Raw genomic sequence first — 12939 nt, 5'->3', positions numbered from 1 at the left:
GCCCCCGAACCCTTCTCTGCGAGACGCCAGATGAAACACACGCTTGACCCGCACATGATCCGCCACCTGTCGCTTGAGGATACCGTCCGCAAGGTGGCCGAGCTTGGCTATGACCATATCGAGATGTCGCCGCGCCCCGACTTCCTGTCGTGGTGGACGCGCCCCAAGCTTTACCCCGAGCGCATCAAGAGCTTCAAACGCGCGCTGCGCGACAACAACGTGGGCCTGGCCTCGCTGCAGCCGATGTATCGCTGGGCCAGCCCATACCCTGATGAATGGGAGGTGGCGATCGACAACTGGAAGCGCGCCATCGAGTTCGCGGTCGAGCTGGAATGCCCGCTGTTCGTCAGCGAATTCGGCCGCGGCGGCAGCCCCGACCGCAGCCTGAACGACCGCTCGGGCCTGCACCGGCCCGAGACCTGCGAGGGCGCCTTCTTCCGCGCCATGGATGTGCTGGTCCCGATCCTGGAGCGCGAGGGCATCAAGCTGTCGCTGGAAGCCCACCCCGAGGACTGGCTGGAGGAAATCGCCCCGGCGATGGATATCATCCGGACGATCAACTCGCCCATGGTGCGGGCGTCCTTCATCGCGCCGCACACGTTCTTCTATGGTCCGGACATGGTGGCGAACCTGCGCGCGACGGAAGGCTATCTGGAACACGTTCGGCTGGCCGACACCTACGACCACACCAAATCGTCGCAGCTGCGCTATATCGTCAACCCGCCGGGCGCGAAGGTGCGCGTGCACCAGCACCTGGACCTGGGCCAGGGCGAGATCGACTGGGACACGTTCTTCGCGACCCTCGCCGACATGAACTTCGACGGCGTGCTGTCGAACTGCGTCTTCGCCTGGGAAGACCGCGCCGAGGACAGCGCAAGGTCCGTCCTGAAGCAAACCAAAGACTACGTCGCAAAATACTGGAAATGAGGTCCAAGACCATGACCGTCAGAATTGGTGTCATCGGCACCGGAGCCATCGGCCGCGATCACGCCCGCCGCATCAACCAGGTGCTGTCGGGCGGCACCATCACCGCGCTGTCGGACGTGAACGCCGCCTCGGCCGAGGCGGTGCGCGCCGAGATCGCCCCCGATGCGACCGTCTTCGACACCGGCGAGGCGCTGATCGCCAGCGATCGGGTGGATGCGGTGCTTGTCACCTCCTGGGGGGCGACGCACGAACAATACGTTCTGGCCGCCATCGCCGCCGGCAAGCCCTGCTTTTGCGAAAAGCCGCTGGCGACGACCGCCGAGGGCGCCAAGCGCATCGTCGATGCCGAGGTCGCCCATGGCACGCGCCTGGTCCAGGTCGGCTTCATGCGCCGCTATGACCAGGGCTACGCTGCGCTGAAGCAGGTGGTGGACGGCCGCATCGGCGCGCCGATCATGGTCCATGCCGCGCACAGGAACCCCACGGTGCCCGAGGCCTATACCACGCCGATGGCGATTCACGACACCCTGATCCACGAGATCGACGTGTTCCGCTGGCTTCTGGACGACGACTATGTCTCGGCCCGCGTCACCTTCCCGCGCACCTGCGCCCGCAGCCACGCCAAGCTGCGCGATCCGCAGATCGTGACGCTGACCACCGCCAAGGGCGTGGTCATCGACACCGAGATCTTCGTGAACTGCCATTACGGCTATGACATCCAGTGCGAGGTCGTGGGCGAGGACGGCGTGGCCCGCCTGCCCGAGCCGATGGCGATCCAGACCCGGCTGGACGCGAGGCTGCAAAACGACATCCTGACCGACTGGAAGGATCGTTTCGTCGCCTCCTATGACGTCGAGCTGCAGGACTTCCTGAAGGCTGCCGCGCAGGGCACCGCCGCCGGTCCGACCTCGTGGGACGGCTACATGGCGGCCGTCGCCTCGGACGCCTGCGTCAAGGCGCAGGAATCCGAAGGCGAGGCGGTGGCCATCACCTATCCCGACCGTCCCGCCCTTTACGCCTGAGGTCCATCATGCGCTTTGCCATGAACCATATCGCCGCGCCGAAGCTGTCGCTCGAGGATTTCTTTGCCATGGCCCGCGCGCTTGGCGCGACCGAGGTCGAGATCAGGAACGACCTGCCCGACGTCCTGGGCAGCCGGTCGCCCGCCGAGGTGAAGGCCGCCGCCGAACGGGCGGGCGTCACGATCATCTCGATCAACGCGCTTTATCCCTTCAACGTCTGGTCGGGCGACCTTCCGGCGCGGGCCGAGGCGATGGCCGATTACGCCAGCGCCTGCGGGGCCAGGGCGCTGGTCATGTGCCCGCTGAACGACGGCAGCCCCGTCGCCTTCGACGATCTGGTCGCGGCGCTGAAGGCCATGCGCCCGATCCTGGAGCAGCGCGGACTGACCGGGCTGGTCGAGCCGCTGGGCTTTCCGGTCTCGTCCCTGCGCAGCAAGGCCGAGGCGATCCGCGCCATCCGGGCGGCGGGGGGCGAAGGGACCTACAGGCTGGTCCACGACACCTTCCATCACCATCTGGCCGGGGAAACCGAGGTCTTTGCGGACTGGACGGGCCTGGTCCACATCTCGGGCGTGACCGACCCCGACGTGGCGGTCGAGGCCATGCTGGACCCCCATCGTGTGCTGGTCGACGGCGCCGACCGGCTGGAGAACCTGCCCCAGATCCGCGCGCTGCGGGACGCGGGCTATGCCGGGCCCTACAGCTTCGAGCCCTTCGCCCCCGAAGTGCACGATCATCCCGATCCGCAGGCCGCGCTGGCCGACAGCATCGGCCATATCCGCGCCACCCTTTGACAGCCGGGCGCGGCCGGAACCGCGCCCCGTCCCGGAGCCCGACATGACCCATCCCATGCCCCAGACCCCGCTTGGCGTTGCCCTGATCGGCACCGGCTTCATGGGGAAATGCCACGCGCTGGCCTGGCGGACCGTGGCCGCGACCTTCGGCGGCGCGCATCCCCGGCTGGAGGTGCTGTGCGACACGCCCCTGGACCGCGCCCAAGCCTTTGCCGGGCAGTTCGGCTTTGCCCGCGCCACCGACGATTGGCGCGCGGCGGTGGCGGACCCGGCCGTGGACGTGGTGTCCATCACCACGCCGAACGGCATGCACCGCCCGATGGCCGAGGCGGCGCTGCGCGCGGGCAAGCATGTCTGGCTGGAAAAGCCGATGGCCCTGACGCTGGCCGATGCCGAGGCCATGGCGCGGCTGGCCGCCGCGCACCCGGGCCAGGTCACGATCCTGGGCTATAACTACCTGCGCTCTCCGGCCTTCCAGGCAGCGGTGCGGCTGATCGGGTCGGGGGCCATCGGCACGCCCAAGGCGTTTCGCGGCACCTATGACGAGGATTACTCGGCGGACCCGGCCCTGCCCTGGTCCTGGCGGCTGACCCATGCCGAGGGCGGGCTTGGCGCGCTTGGCGACATCGGCTGCCATCTGGTCAGCCAGATGGTCGCGCTGATGGGGCCAGTGGCCGAGGTGACCGCCCTGACCCAGATCGCGATCCCGACCCGGCCTTCGCCCGAGGGCCCGAAGCCGGTCGAGAACGAGGACAGCGCGCTGGCTCTGGTCCGCTTTGCCAGCGGCGCGCAGGGGTCCTTTGCCGCCTCGCGCGTGGCGCATGGGCGCAAGTGCCGGCTGCAATGGGAAGTTCACGGATCGGACGGCACGCTGGTCTTTGACCAGGAGAGCATGAACGAGCTTTGGCTGTATCGCGCGGGAGAGGCGGGCTTCACCCGCCATCTGACCGGGCCCGAGCAGCCCGATTTCGCCGCCTTCTGCCCGGCCGCGGGCCACAACTTCGGCTTCAACGAACAGAAGGTGATCGAGGCGCGCGACCTGGTGTCGGCCATCGCCGGGGGGCCGGCCTGCGGGCCCGATTTCGCGGCGGGTCTGGCCATCGAACGCGTCATCCATGCCATGGCCGCCTCGGGCGGTCGTCCGGTCCAATTGCAAGGGGAAAGCCATGACGAAGCTTGTGTTTGGTCCGATCCTGTTCCTCTCAGCCTGCGCTCTCGCCGCAACCGTCATCTATGGGTTGTGAGCCCTGACTCTAGGCCGCGATGTCGATGTCGCCTGCGTCGAAGGCGATCACCCCCGAGGCATAGCGGTGCTGGAAGGGCAGGGCAGCGCAGGTCCGGCTGACCAGCCAGGCCTCGCCCGACAGAGGGAGCGGAAGGGTAGCGCGGGGGCGTCGGGACCTTGGGGCCGCCGGCGGCCTTGGGCTTCAACACCACCTTGCCGAGCAGATAGGCGATGGCGCGGCGGGCATCGGGATCGGCCTCCTGGCCCTTGCGGGCGGCGCCGGTGTGCTTGAGGAACCTGATCAGCATCAGCGCGCCTCCGGCCGGGCTGGTGCGGCGAAGATCCGGCGCAGGTCAGCGCAGAACTCCGCCACCGCAGCGGCCAGGCGGGCGGCATCGGGATCGCCGCGCGTGCTGTTGGCATGGCGGGCGAGCTGGTTGAGGTTGTTGCCGATGCGGGCCAGCTGCGCGTTGGTCTGCTGGCGCGCGGCCCGGTCCGTGGCAGTGGCGACGGCGGCGTCCTCGATCAGCGCGCGGATCAGCGCGCCCTCGGACAGGCCTGCGGCCTTTGCCCTTTGGGTCAGAATGGCGCGGGTCGCAGGCGGCAGGCGCACGCCGAACTTCGGGCTGGTGCCCTGGCCCTTGGGGGCATTCCTGCGCTTGCTATCCTTGGCATCGGTTTGGGTCATGGAAGGTCTCCTTCCGCCCCGAGCATCGCCAATCGCCTGTAAATACCAAGACATAGTTGCTGTGCGAGATCGGCCAGATCGGCAGCGCAGCCAGCGCCGGGGCCCCCCGGATCAGCCTTTCCGTGCCGTGGCGCGGATCAGAGGGTTCGAAGGGAGAGCATCTCCTCGCAAGGGTTCGGAGGGCAGCAAACATCGTTTGTGGGCACACCGAGGAGCCTTGCTAAGGGGCGAGGACGAGTCGCGAATCAGAGCCAGGAAACTTGAAGCGCCAGATTCCGCGGGAATAACTTTCGATGGGCAGGGCGGGGCGCCGGTTGCGGCCAGCCGGACTTTTCCGTTGGTGACGCAACTGTCGTCGCTGGCCATCCTTTGCGCGGACGGCATCAAGAATCTCCGCGAGTCGAGCCAACCACACGTTGGCGCATTATATGGAATGGCTTGCCGTCCGACGGGATCGAGAGCGGCTTGCTGTAGTCGAGTCCGCGAAGGACGATGCGCCCGTCAGGCCTTACCCCCGCCATCCCCTTTTCGCCGGCCTCGCAGTCGTTTGTGGTGACCAGAAGTAGGTCCGCGCCTCCGGTCTGCAGCAACTCGTGGCCGTCGGCGGCGACGATGTCAGCGCCAAGGTCGGTGGCCAGCTTGTGCTGGCGCGCGGCTCTGCGCATGTTGGACCGCGGTGCCTGGCTGGAAAGCTGGCTTCTGATGCATTGAGCCGAGGCGGGCGCACCGATACTGAATTCCTTCAGCACGGAAAGCTTTCATACCGATGATCGGAATCGCGAGTGAGGCGGCCGGGCCGGGACGCGCAGGACGTTCGGCCAGCAACGCAATGAGGCCAGCCATGGCGGACTGGCTCATGGCGTGTGGTGGGACACGCGCATCAGAGTCATAAAGGTTCGGGGCTCGCCCGCGGCCGAGCTTGGAAAGCAAGCGATCCCTCGCATGCCTCCAAGGCGAATGATGATTTAGGTCGTCGCTCTGATCACCAACCGGCCCGGCAGGGTCAGCGTCTGAGGGGGGCGCCTTCCCAACACCATATCCACGACTGCCTCTACCATCTCTTGGATGGGCTGCTCATAGGTGGTCAGCCCGTAGGACGGCACTCCACACAGTTCGAAGTTGTCAAATCCCACCAAGGCTACGTCGTGAGGCACCCGCAAGCTGCGCTCATGCCGGATCACATCCGACGCGCCCATCGCCAGAATGTCGTTTTCGCACATCAGCACGTCAATGCGTTCGCTTGCAGGCGTGCTGTCCAGATAAGCCCGCATCGCCGCCGCGCCGCCTTGCGAACTGTATGTTCCCGCGTCGAGATGCGCGATTTCGGTCACGCCCTTTCGTGCCCAGAAAGCTTCGAAATGCTCGCGGCGGCCCAAGGCGGTCGACAGCGCCGGTGCTCCGACCATATAGCCGGGGCGGCGGTAGCCGCGCTCGTGCAGATGATCGACGATCTCGCGCAGCGCCTGCTCGGCGTCGCAGGTGATCGCGGGCACGTCTTCGATCTGGCTGTCGCGGGCCAGAACGAAGGTCGGCGGCATGCCGCGTCCCAACCGACGGTCGCGCAGGGTCTCGTCACGGAAAGCGGTCCCAAACAGGATCACCGCGTCCACCTGGCGTTGATCGGCATTCAGCAGCGCATGGACGTGATCGAACCGGGTGGTGATATTGACCAAAGCGGCGACCAGCCCCCTGGACTGCAATCTGTCGGTTAGAAGCTCCAAATAGGGCAGCTTTTGCGGATTGGCAAAGTCGTCGACAAAAACTGCCACCTGATGGGTGTGATTCGTCGCCAGGCTGCGCGCCAGCAGATTCGGCGTGTAGTTCAGTGCTTTAGCTGCCTCCAGGATACGGCGCTTCTTTTCCTCGGCGATGGATGCCCCGGGTGTGAATGCGCGCATCACCGTCCATTTCGAGACCCCCGCAACTTCGGCAACCTCTCGCGCTGTCGCTCTTTTTCGCATCCCAGGCTCCTCTCTTGCCGCTCGATGTCTCTGCCAATTCGGAACGTGAAACAGAACGCTTGCTTTCTGCGCTAACATGCGTAACTTAGCAACTGTTGCACCCGGTTGCAAACCAATAACCGGCGCGGCATCCGCCCAAGAGGAAGGGCGGGTAATCCTGAATTCAAAGGTGCCGTCTGAACGGCGTATCTGCTTATCCAGTTTTGCACCCGGTTGCAAAATGATCTGCCGCTCGGATCGGGCGGAGCAAAGGGAGGAAGACATGAAGCTTATCAACAAGCTTGCGGCGGGCTTCATCGCGGCGGGCATCGCATTCGGCGCGGCTGGCGGCGCGCTGGCGCAGGACCTCAACATCATCGCCGTGACCCATGGGCAGGCGTCGGATCCGTTCTGGTCGGTGGTCAAAAACGGCATGACGCAGGGCGCCAAGGACATGGGCGTGAACCTTGACTATCGTGCCCCCGAAACCTTTGACATGGTTGCCATGTCGCAACTGATCGACGCGGCCGTGAACCAGAACCCTGCCGGGATCGTGATCTCGAACCCCGACCCGGACGCGCTGGGCCCGTCGATCCAGCGCGCGGTCGCGGCCGGGATTCCCGTTATCTCGTTGAATTCGGGCATTGCTGCCGCCGAGGGTCTGGGGATCCGTCTGCATGTCGGTCAGGACGAATTGCCCGCCGGCGTCAAGGTCGGCGAGAAGCTGGCGGGCCTTGGGCTGAAGCACGTGCTTTGCGTAAACCAGGAGGTCGGCAATGCCGCGCTGGACCAGCGCTGCGCCGGCGTGACCGAGGGCTTCAAGGACGGCACGGTGACCGTGCTGCCGACCACTGCCGACCCCGCCGAGATCGAGGCCAAGATCCAGGCCGCGCTGACCTCGGATTCCAGCATCGACGTGGTGCTGGGCCTGTCCGCGCCGCTGGTCGGGGAACGCGCCGTTGATGTCGTGCAGAAAATGGGTGCTGCCGAGAAGGTCAAGGTAGCGTCCTATGATCTGTCGAGCAACTTCCTGCAAGCTGTTGTGGACGGCAAGGCACTGTTCGCGGTGGACCAGCAGCCTTTCCTGCAGGGCGCTTTGCCGGTCATCTTCCTGGCGCAATATGCACGTTATGGCACCATGCCAGCGGGGAATATCGCCTCGGGTCCCAGCTTCGTGACCCAGGAGAATGCCGCCCAGGTGATCGCCCTGTCCGGTCAAGGCATCCGCTGATCCCGTCGGACCCTGGTCAGCCGGCCGGGGTCCACCAACCATCCCTCTGCGACAGCCCGGTCTGGCCTGCACCTGCGACAGGCGGATCCGCGGCATTGCCCAAAGGAAACCATTATGTCCGCTGAAATTCAGAAAGGGTCTGCGTCGGACACGTCCGATGAGCGCCTGAAGCAGGTCTCGTCCATCACCTCGCTGCTGCGCCGTCCGGAACTCGGCGCGATCGCCGGCCTGGTCCTGGTCACCATCTTTTTTGCTCTGACGGCCAACGCTTCGATGTTCACCCTGGCCGGGGTCATGAACTTCATGGCCCCCGCCGCGCAGCTTGGCATCCTTGCCGTCGGCGCCTCGCTTCTGATGATCGGCGGTGAATTCGATCTGTCCATCGGCTCGATGGTTGCTTTCGCGGGTCTGGTCTTTGGCACGGCGCTGGTCGTGCTGGGCTGGCCGATGCCCTTGGCAATGGCTGCGGCATTCGCGGTCGCCGTGGTGGTCGGCACCATCAACGCACAGATCACCATTCGCAGTGGGTTGCCATCCTTCATTGTGACCTTGGCCTTCCTGTTCATCCTGCGCGGGCTGACGCTGGTCGGGCTGAAATGGGCCAGCGGTGGCTCGACCCAGTTGCGCGGCATGAAAGAGGCGGCGGCCGGCAGCTTCCTGACCCCGCTGTTCTCGGGCGATGCGTTTCCCGGACTGTTCAAATGGCTGGCGGCCAAGGGCATCATCGCCAGCTTCCCGAGCGGGCTGCCCCAGGTCCCCGGCGTGCCGATCGAGATCCTGTGGTTTCTGGCGGTTGCGCTGCTTGCCACCTGGGTTCTGCTGCGCACCCGCTTCGGCAACTGGATCTTTGCTTCGGGCGGCGATCCCAAGGGCGCGCGCAAGGCGGCGGTCCCGGTGGCCAAGGTCAAGACCACCTTGTTCGTCATCACCGCGCTCTGCGCCACGCTGGTCGCCATCATCACGGTGCTGGATGCCGGCTCGACCGATGCCCGTCGCGGCTTCCAGAAGGAATTCGAGGCGATCATCGCCGCAGTGATCGGCGGCTGCCTGCTGACCGGCGGCTATGGCAGCGCGATCGGGGCCTTCTTCGGCTCGATCGTTTTCGGGATGGTGCTGATCGGCCTGACCTACACCAACATCGACCAGGACTGGTATCTGGTGTTCCTCGGCGGAATGCTGCTGGTCGCGGTCCTGTTCAACAATGTCATCCGCAAGCGCGTGACGGGAGAACGCTGATGTCCGACACCAAAACCCCCATCGTCGAGGTCAAGGATCTGGTCAAGCACTACGGCTCGGTCATCGCGCTTGGCGGCGTGTCGATGAAGGTCCATGCCGGCGAGGTGCTTTGCCTGCTGGGTGACAACGGCGCCGGCAAGTCGACGCTGATCAATACCTTGGCCGGTGTTCACAAGCCCACCGCCGGTGACTTCCTTGTCGAAGGGCAGCCGCGCCTGTTCAACGGTCCGCGCGATGCGCTGGATGCCGGGATTGCCACCGTCTATCAGGATCTGGCGATGATCCCGCTGATGTCGGTGACACGCAATTTCTTCATGGGCCGCGAGCCGGTCGTGGGCGTCGGACCGTTCCGCAGGCTGGATCTGGATCATGCCAACCGTGTCACCCGCGACGAGATGAAGAAGATCGGCATCGACGTGCGAGACCCCGAACAAGCGGTCGGCACCCTTTCAGGCGGCGAGCGGCAATGCGTGGCCATTGCTCGCGCCGTGTATTTCGGCGCCAAGGTGCTGATCCTGGACGAGCCGACCTCGGCGCTTGGCGTGGCCCAGACCTCGATGGTTCTGAAATACATCAGCCAGGTGCGGGCGAATGGGCTGGGCGTGATCTTCATCACCCACAACGTCCGCCATGCCTACGCGGTGGCCGACCGCTTCACGGTGCTGAACCGCGGCAAGACCCTTGGCACCTACACCAAGGACGAGATCGGGATCGATGAACTGCAAAACCTGATGGCCGGCGGCAAAGAGCTTCAGGCTCTGTCCGAGGAACTCGGCGGCACCATCTGACAACCCTCGTCGCAGCAGACCCTGCGTCGCGGCCCTGGCCGCGAACGGCACCCCTTTATCTTATTGATCGATGACAGGAAGACGATCATGACCAAAGCAAGAACCGTCAATGTCGGGCTTATCGGCGCGGGCCGGATCGGCTCATTCCATGGCGAAACCGTGGCGCGGCGCCTCGTCGATGCCGAACTGGTGTCCATCGCTGATCCGGCGCCCGGCGCCGCCTCGAAGCTGGCCGAAACGCTTGGCGTAGATGCCGCCTATACCGACCCGGCCGAACTGCTTGCCCATCCGGGCCTGGATGCCGTCATCATCGCCACCCCGGCGCGCTTTCATACCAACCTGCTGGTGCAGGCGGCCGAAGCCGGCAAGGCCGTCTTCTGCGAAAAGCCCATGGCGCTGACGCTGGAGGATGCCGAGCGCGGCATCGCGGCTGCCCGCGATGCCGGGGTGCAGCTGCAAGTCGGCTTCAATCGCCGCTGGGACCAGTCCTTCGACGAAGGTCATGCCGCCATCCGGGCGGGCAAGATCGGCACGCCACAGCTTCTGCGATCGGTGATCCGCGATCCCGGCCCCTTTGGCGCAGACCCCGCGAAGATCCCGCTGTGGACGATCTTCTATGAGACCCTGATCCACGATTTCGATACGCTGCTGTGGCTGAACTCGGATGCACGGCCGGTCGAGGTCTTCGCTATGGGCGATGCCCTGGTGCGCCCGGATGCCAGGAATGCAGGGTTCCTCGATACCGCGGTGGTGACGATTCGCTTCGATAACGGCTCGATCGCGGTGGCCGAGGCGAATTTCTGCGCCATGTATGGCTATGATATCCGTGGCGAGGTCTTCGGATCCGGTGGCATGGTCACCATGGGCGACGTGCGCCGCTCGTCCATGACGCTGTTCGACAAGGACGGCGTGTCGCAAGACACCTGGCGCCGCGACACGGATCATTTCGTCCACGGCTATACCGCGCAGTTGGCTTCGTTCGTGCGGGCAGTGGCGGCAGGCAAGCCGGTCGAAGGGCCGCAAGGCCAGGATGCCCGTGGTGCCCTTGCCATCGCGCTGGCGGCCATCGAGTCGATCAAATCCAAGGCGCCGGTCACGGTGCAATGAGCCAGGCGGGGAAGATCGACATGACCCAACAACAGGCCGCAACCACGCTCCGGCTCGGCATCAGCCCGCTGTCCTGGGTCAATGAGGTGCTCGAGGATCTGGGCGCCGGAACCACCGCCGATCACTGCCTGTCCGAAGCGGCGGTGGCCGGGTTCACCGGGGTCGAACTCAGCCGCATCTTCCCCCGCGAACCGGCGGCGCTCTCCGGCCTGCTGGGCAGGCACAGCCTGGCGCTGGCCTCGGGCTGGCACAGCGGTTTTCTGACCGAGCGCTCGGTCGAGGAAGAACTGGCCGCCGTCCGCGATCATGCCGAACTGCTGCGTGCCTGCGGCGCCTCGGTCATGGTCTATGGCGAATGCGGGCGGATGGCGCCGGATGCGCTGGACATTCCCATGTCCCAGCGCCTGCGGCTGCAGGACGGTGACTGGCCGACCTATGGCGAGCGCCTGACCGCATTTTCCGCTGCCCTGCAATCCGAATACGGGCTGCGGCTGGCGTATCACTACCATCTGATGATGGTGGCCGAGACGCTGGACGAGGTGCATGCGCTGATGCGGGTGACCGGCCCCGAGGTCGGGCTACTGCTCGACACCGGCCACGCTTTCGCCGCCGGGTTTGACTACGCCCTGCTGCTGGACGCCTACGGCCCGCGCATCGCTCATATCCACCTGAAAGACGTGCGCGCCGATGTGCTGGCGCAGGTGCGGGCCAAGGGCCTCAGCTTCAACGACGCGGTCCGGCAAGGCATGTTCACCGTGCCGGGCGACGGCGTGGTCGATTTCGCGCCGCTTGCTCGCTTTCTGGCCAAGGGCAGCTTTTCCAGCTGGCTGCTGGTCGAAGCAGAACAGGACCCGGCCAAGGCGCCCCCCGCCCAAGCCGCCGCAAATGCGCATCGTTATCTGTCGGACCTGCTGGCCAAGGCCGGCCTGCGTCTCGGCTGATCCTTTCCGGGCTTCACCTTCGCGGCCCGGCCGCGGTGGTCCGAGCTCCTCAACGGACCACCGCACCAACTTTTACGGAGACGATCATGACATTCCCCCTTGCCGCCTGTGCGGAAATGCTCTGGCTCGACAAGCCCATCGACTGGCGCGCGAGCCGATTGAAGGAACAGGGTTTCGGCGTCGGCCTGTGGAACTGGCCGCAGCACGACCTGGGCGCGCTTGAACGCACCGGCGCCAGTTTCACCATCATGAACGGCTACCTTCAGGGTCGCCTGATCGATGATGACGGTGCCGCCGAGCTGCTGAAAACCGCCCGCGAGACCGCGCAGGTCGGCAAGCGGTTGGGCGTGCAGCGCCTCAACCTGCATGGCACCGGCCTTGGCGACCGCGGCCTGCCGGTGCAGCCGATCGAGGTGGTGACCGGCGCCATGTGGCTGAAGGCTCGAGACACGCTGTGCCGGATCTGCGATCTGGCCGATGAGGAAGGCGTGACCTTCACGCTGGAAAACCTCAATCTGCCGGTTGATCATCCGGGCACTCCCTTTGGCCGCGCCGAGGACACATTGGCACTGGTTTCCTCCATCAACCACCCGCGCCTGCAGCTGAACCTTGACCTTTATCATGCGCAGATCGGCGAAGGGAACCTGATCGAGCTTTGCCGCAAGAGCCTGCCCTGGATCGGAGAGATCCAGGTCGCCGATGTTCCCGGCCGCTGCGAGCCGGGCACCGGCGAGGTGAACTGGCCCGGCATCGCCCGCGCACTTGCTGCCATGGGCTATTCCGGCCCGATCGGCATGGAGGCTTGGGCGTCGGGCGATTCCGACAAGGCCCTCGACGCTTTCCGCGCTGCTTTCACGCTCTGAAATCACGGCGATCTTCTGGCCGGTCATGATGGCGACCGGCCAATTCTCACTCTGCAGGGGAGTTAGCAATGGCTGACAAGACGCTTGACGTTATCACGATTGGCCGTGCGGGGGTTGATTTGTATGGCCAGCAGGTCGGGGGCCGGCTTGAGGACATGGGGTCGTTTGCGAAGTATA

The 12939-nt window shown here is 65.5% G+C and carries 13 protein-coding genes; 10 read left to right on the top strand and 3 right to left on the bottom strand.

The annotated features are described in order from the left end of the window. The first annotated feature begins 30 nt into the window (after positions 1-30). Genes BU28_RS0109520 through BU28_RS22545 form a run of 4 tightly spaced genes read left to right on the top strand, consistent with a single transcriptional unit; the run spans position 31 to position 4088 of the window. Positions 31-927 carry a sugar phosphate isomerase/epimerase family protein gene (locus BU28_RS0109520; protein ID WP_028719273.1) on the top strand — a complete coding sequence of 299 codons (897 nt, stop codon included), beginning with the start codon at positions 31-33 and terminating at the stop codon, positions 925-927. A gap of 11 nt (positions 928-938) precedes the next feature. Continuing rightward, the gene (locus BU28_RS0109515; RefSeq protein ID WP_028719272.1) at positions 939-1949 is read left to right on the top strand and encodes a Gfo/Idh/MocA family protein; all 1011 of its coding nucleotides are present in this window, start codon (positions 939-941) and stop codon (positions 1947-1949) included. A 20-nt stretch (positions 1950-1969) separates the two neighbouring features. Further along, positions 1970-2743 carry a TIM barrel protein gene (locus BU28_RS0109510; RefSeq protein ID WP_233145073.1) on the top strand — a complete coding sequence of 258 codons (774 nt, stop codon included), beginning with the start codon at positions 1970-1972 and terminating at the stop codon, positions 2741-2743. 43 nt (positions 2744-2786) lie between these two features. Next, the gene (locus tag BU28_RS22545; protein ID WP_081791334.1) at positions 2787-4088 is read left to right on the top strand and encodes a Gfo/Idh/MocA family protein; all 1302 of its coding nucleotides are present in this window, start codon (positions 2787-2789) and stop codon (positions 4086-4088) included. Between the two features lie 187 nt (positions 4089-4275). Here the strand turns inward: BU28_RS22545 and BU28_RS22540 are convergent, their stop codons facing one another. The 3 genes from BU28_RS22540 to BU28_RS0109490 form a co-directional block, all read right to left on the bottom strand. Continuing rightward, positions 4276-4656: a MobC family plasmid mobilization relaxosome protein gene (locus BU28_RS22540; protein WP_036762541.1), complete on the bottom strand. Its 381-nt coding sequence runs from the start codon at positions 4654-4656 to the stop codon at positions 4276-4278. Between the two features lie 383 nt (positions 4657-5039). After that, entirely contained in the window at positions 5040-5405 is a 366-nt protein-coding gene (locus BU28_RS0109495) for an MDR/zinc-dependent alcohol dehydrogenase-like family protein (protein ID WP_198944956.1), read from the bottom strand. Positions 5406-5621: 216 nt separating this feature from the next. Then, positions 5622-6617: a LacI family DNA-binding transcriptional regulator gene (locus tag BU28_RS0109490; protein WP_028719269.1), complete on the bottom strand. Its 996-nt coding sequence runs from the start codon at positions 6615-6617 to the stop codon at positions 5622-5624. Between the two features lie 262 nt (positions 6618-6879). Between BU28_RS0109490 and BU28_RS0109485 the strand changes: the two genes are divergently transcribed. From BU28_RS0109485 to BU28_RS0109460, 6 genes are all read left to right on the top strand, one after another. Then, positions 6880-7827, top strand: a complete 948-nt coding sequence (locus BU28_RS0109485) for a sugar ABC transporter substrate-binding protein (protein ID WP_028719268.1) — start codon at positions 6880-6882, stop codon at positions 7825-7827. A 114-nt stretch (positions 7828-7941) separates the two neighbouring features. Next, a complete protein-coding gene (locus BU28_RS0109480) occupies positions 7942-9063 on the top strand; it encodes an ABC transporter permease (RefSeq protein ID WP_028719267.1) in 1122 nt (373 codons plus the stop codon). Then, complete coding sequence (locus BU28_RS0109475; protein ID WP_028719266.1) at positions 9063-9851, top strand: ATP-binding cassette domain-containing protein; 789 nt, start codon at positions 9063-9065, stop codon at positions 9849-9851. The genes BU28_RS0109480 and BU28_RS0109475 overlap by 1 nt, the downstream gene beginning before the upstream one ends. Positions 9852-9938: 87 nt before the next feature. Further along, positions 9939-10958, top strand: coding sequence for a Gfo/Idh/MocA family oxidoreductase (locus tag BU28_RS0109470; protein ID WP_028719265.1), 1020 nt, complete (start codon positions 9939-9941; stop codon positions 10956-10958). 20 nt (positions 10959-10978) lie between these two features. Continuing rightward, complete coding sequence (gene iolE, locus BU28_RS0109465; RefSeq protein WP_028719264.1) at positions 10979-11899, top strand: myo-inosose-2 dehydratase; 921 nt, start codon at positions 10979-10981, stop codon at positions 11897-11899. A 35-nt stretch (positions 11900-11934) separates the two neighbouring features. Continuing rightward, a complete protein-coding gene (locus BU28_RS0109460; RefSeq protein ID WP_233145005.1) occupies positions 11935-12762 on the top strand; it encodes a TIM barrel protein in 828 nt (275 codons plus the stop codon). The last annotated feature ends 177 nt before the right edge of the window (positions 12763-12939 follow it).

It is taken from the genome of Paracoccus yeei ATCC BAA-599 (assembly GCF_000622145.1).
Taxonomy (GTDB): Bacteria; Pseudomonadota; Alphaproteobacteria; order Rhodobacterales; family Rhodobacteraceae; genus Paracoccus; species Paracoccus yeei.
The sequence above is the reverse complement of the archived record's forward strand: the minus strand, read 5'-3'. Positions and strand labels throughout refer to the sequence as shown.

Excerpts from the sequence above, each read along its gene's own strand:
- iolE (WP_028719264.1), top strand. The coding sequence starts at position 10,979 with ATGACCCAACAACAGGCCGCAACCACGCTCCGGCTCGGCATCAGCCCG.
- BU28_RS22540 (WP_036762541.1), bottom strand. The coding sequence starts at position 4,656 with ATGACCCAAACCGATGCCAAGGATAGCAAGCGCAGGAATGCCCCCAAG.
- BU28_RS0109520 (WP_028719273.1), top strand. The coding sequence starts at position 31 with ATGAAACACACGCTTGACCCGCACATGATCCGCCACCTGTCGCTTGAG.
- BU28_RS0109475 (WP_028719266.1), top strand. The coding sequence starts at position 9,063 with ATGTCCGACACCAAAACCCCCATCGTCGAGGTCAAGGATCTGGTCAAG.
- BU28_RS0109480 (WP_028719267.1), top strand. The coding sequence starts at position 7,942 with ATGTCCGCTGAAATTCAGAAAGGGTCTGCGTCGGACACGTCCGATGAG.
- BU28_RS0109510 (WP_233145073.1), top strand. The coding sequence starts at position 1,970 with ATGAACCATATCGCCGCGCCGAAGCTGTCGCTCGAGGATTTCTTTGCC.
- BU28_RS0109485 (WP_028719268.1), top strand. The coding sequence starts at position 6,880 with ATGAAGCTTATCAACAAGCTTGCGGCGGGCTTCATCGCGGCGGGCATC.
- BU28_RS0109490 (WP_028719269.1), bottom strand. The coding sequence starts at position 6,617 with ATGCGAAAAAGAGCGACAGCGCGAGAGGTTGCCGAAGTTGCGGGGGTC.
- BU28_RS0109515 (WP_028719272.1), top strand. The coding sequence starts at position 939 with ATGACCGTCAGAATTGGTGTCATCGGCACCGGAGCCATCGGCCGCGAT.
- BU28_RS0109470 (WP_028719265.1), top strand. The coding sequence starts at position 9,939 with ATGACCAAAGCAAGAACCGTCAATGTCGGGCTTATCGGCGCGGGCCGG.
- BU28_RS22545 (WP_081791334.1), top strand. The coding sequence starts at position 2,787 with ATGACCCATCCCATGCCCCAGACCCCGCTTGGCGTTGCCCTGATCGGC.